The 2,528-nt window shown below is 48.9% G+C and carries 2 protein-coding genes and 1 pseudogene; all 3 read right to left on the bottom strand.

The genetic code is table 11. The annotated features are described in order from the left end of the window. A partial coding sequence (locus tag V6C93_RS13755; RefSeq protein WP_333477224.1) for an iron uptake porin occupies positions 1 to 1,409 on the bottom strand: 1,409 nt, incomplete at its 3' end. 236 nt (positions 1,410 to 1,645) lie between these two features. Beyond that, positions 1,646 to 1,924 carry a 4a-hydroxytetrahydrobiopterin dehydratase gene (locus tag V6C93_RS13750; RefSeq protein WP_333477223.1) on the bottom strand — a complete coding sequence of 93 codons (279 nt, stop codon included), beginning with the start codon at positions 1,922 to 1,924 and terminating at the stop codon, positions 1,646 to 1,648. Between the two features lie 463 nt (positions 1,925 to 2,387). Further along, positions 2,388 to 2,528, bottom strand: a pseudogene (locus tag V6C93_RS13745) (photosystem II D2 protein (photosystem q(a) protein)); the annotation flags it as partial.

Below are 2,528 nucleotides of genomic sequence, written 5' to 3'. Positions count from 1 at the left end.
TTCTCTTTGGGATTATTTGCTCCAAAACCATTCAATAGGCCATTTGGACCATTATTAGCCCCTGCCAAATAACCGACGGTCAATGTGCTAGGCCCCAGGATACTCTGTAACGGACCTACACCAAGACTGATTGCAGCACCGGCACCACCACCAATTCGATAAATTGGGTTTTCCGAGGCGAAGGTTGAGAGAGCACCATTGCCGCCATCATAGTCCTCAAAGTAAGGGTTGAGGGTGGGGGCGTAGTCGCTATGAATCCCTCCCGTAGCAGCCAAGTAAACTTTAGAGCTGCCAAAGTTGAAGTAGTACGCCAACCAGTCTAGAGCAACGTTGTTGTTACCCGTGTTACCGATGTTAAAGGTTTGTTGCCCTTCAAATAAACTGCCGCCCGTGCTGCTGTTACTGAAGACATTGGCATTGCCCGCCGCTAGACGAGTTACCAAACGGTCTTTCCCGGTAAAGCTGGTGTTGAACGTCAGACGAACCCGGTCTTGGAATACCGTGTTGTTGGAAACACGCTGACCGAACTCGTCCGTGAGAGCGAAGATGGCTTCTCCGCCAAGTTTGGTGGTTGTTGAGAACTGATGGTCTTCCAAGAAGGCCACACGCCCTTCGAGTTTATCAACTCGTGTTCCCAGCGCTGTCAGTTCTGTCCTGAATTCATCCACTAAGCGCTGTAGAGTTTCTAGGTCGCTCTTGGTCACAAATTCAGATGTGCTGGAGGCAATTAAACGCTCGACTTGCTGTAAGCAGGCATTTAAACCAGCGGCAAACTCATAGCGAGTCATTGCCCGGTTACCGCGAAACGAGCCATCCGGATATCCAGCAATACAACCGTAGCGCTCTACCAGACTGCGCAGGGCTTCATAAGCCCAGTCCGTGGGTCTGACATCGCTCAGCTGGGAGACGTTGGTTACCTGGTCTTGGGAAGCCGCGTTGTTGCCTTCACGGCTGTAGCGGTTGATTTGATTTAAAACGTCAGCACTATTGGATTCTCCAGGAGCCGATTGAGCCAAGGTTGGCGCGGCTTGAGGCAATCCTGCGGGGGCTGCATCTTGTGCTGTTGGGTTAGCCGGTGTCAGTTGACTAGGAGTCAAAGACACTTGAGAGGGTAATTTCAGGTCAGCCAGCTGAGGCTGTGCTGAAGTGGCTGTAGCGGCTGTTGAAAATTCGGGTTGTTGCTTAGCCTCTGGCGAGGTTGTTTCCGCTGTTGGCACGATCGCCTGAGACTGTTCTTCTGACTTTTGAGCCTCTGGAGCTTGAGGCTGAACAGTTGCTGTAGCCTTCTGGCTGTCATTGGCGATTAAGCTGTCACTCCCGGCTGCACGAGCGGCACCCGCTGAGATTAGCAGGGTTGCGCCTAATACAGCTGGACTAACAATTAAAGCTCTCCACAGTAAATTAGACATCTTCTCTTATCCTCACACCTTAGTAGAAAGAGTTGTCTCGTCCTTCCTGAATTATGGTACATCGTCTATGTAACATAGGCTAGACAGACTTTTTCTTGAGTTTTACTGAATAATGAATCTGCCTTTGCCTAGACGAATCTCCCTTTGCCTAGACCTGCAAGGGTTTGATGCTCATGCTCTTGGGTTTTTAGATAAAGAGCCGTAGCGTTTTATCTTTAACTAAATTTTAACCCAACTTATATTTGAAAAATCACTTGTGCTAGGTCAAAGTCCTGGGAAGTCAAGCCGCCAGCATCATGGGTTGTCAAACTAACGGTCACTTTGTTGTAAGAAATTTCTATGTCGGGGTGATGTCCGGCGGCTTCAGCGGGTTCGACGAGCTGATTCACAAATGCGATCGCCTCCACAAAATCCTTAAATTTTCGAGTCAGCCTTAGCTCTTTCCCTTCTACTGTCCAGCCTTCTAGCTGCTTGGCGCGTTCTTGAATTTCTGTATCCGTGAGTAGCTCAGCCATAGCTTATCTTCCTCGCGATGCTATTCAACCCAACACCAGTATCCTGCTCAGCCCCTAAAAAACTATCCGCTTTCACGGGAAGTGCTTGGGTTAAATTCCCTACACTCATTGTGAAAGCGGTCTAGCGGGTCTTCTGATTGAAACCAGACTGCCGGAAGGAACTCCGCTCCAGCTCAGTCTATCAATTAATATGATTCTCCGAAGAGAACCGAGCTGACTGTTAGAGAACAGCCCCGGCGCACAGCCGGCTAACTCCAACCAGATGACCCATGGTTTTACTGCTATCTGTCATGGGCATCACCTCCTATAAATCCCTATACGGTTCTATTGCCGTAATTGACTAGGTGCTTAGCACCTTTCATCAACATAACACAAAGAAATTTTTATGGGCTTAGCTTCAAAAAAATACCCCTACCGATGGGTAGGGGTATGAAGCTTATCGGAAAATTAAGTCAGCTATTTCTTACAGAGCGTTACCGCGAGGCAGAACTTCCTCAGGGAACTCAAAGTGCTCATGGGGTTGGTCTTGGGGAGCCATCCAAGCCCGTAGACCCTCGTTTAAGAGAATGTTCTTGGTGTAGAACGTCTCAAACTCAGGGTCTTC

Origin of the sequence: Allocoleopsis sp., assembly GCF_036703385.1 — a bacterium.
Lineage (GTDB): Bacteria > Cyanobacteriota > Cyanobacteriia > Cyanobacteriales > Coleofasciculaceae > Allocoleopsis.
Note: the sequence above shows the minus strand (reverse complement) of the source record. Positions and strands in the feature narration are given on the sequence as shown.

Bases quoted from the DNA above. Each gene is read 5' to 3' on its own strand.
- V6C93_RS13750 (WP_333477223.1), bottom strand. From the start codon at position 1,924: ATGGCTGAGCTACTCACGGATACAGAAATTCAAGAACGCGCCAAGCAG.